Origin of the sequence: Paraburkholderia tropica (genome assembly GCF_914484835.1) — a bacterium.
GTDB lineage: Bacteria > Pseudomonadota > Gammaproteobacteria > Burkholderiales > Burkholderiaceae > Paraburkholderia > Paraburkholderia tropica_A.
Window position 1 is genome coordinate 1 of sequence record NZ_CAJZAR010000002.1, and the last position, 394, is coordinate 394.

General features: G+C 66.5%; 1 pseudogene. It reads left to right on the plus strand.

The annotated features are described in order from the left end of the window. A pseudogene (locus tag LDO54_RS39130) lies at positions 1-394 on the plus strand (YadA-like family protein); the annotation flags it as partial.

The window sequence follows — 394 nt, forward strand, 5'->3', positions numbered from 1 at the left end:
TCGAAGGGCTCGGTCACGTTCGGCGGTCTCGGCGCAAGTTTGCCGGTGGCGCTGCACAACGTAGCGGCAGGTACGGTGAGCGCGGCCAGCAACGACGCAGTGAACGGCTCGCAGCTTTACGCTCTGGCGGACTCCACGGCAGCGGCGTTGGGCGGCCATACGACGGTCAATTCGAACGGTACGATCAGCACGCCGACTTATATCGTAAGCGGCAGTTCGTTCTCCAACGTGGGCGCGGCGCTGGATGCCGTTTCAGCAGTTGCGCGTGGCGGCGCGGTGGATGCGGTGGTGTACGACTCGGGCGCGCACGACAAGCTCACCCTCGGCGGCGCCAACGCGTCGACGCCGGTCCAGTTGACGAACGTCGCTAACGCCACGCAGTCGCGTGACGCCG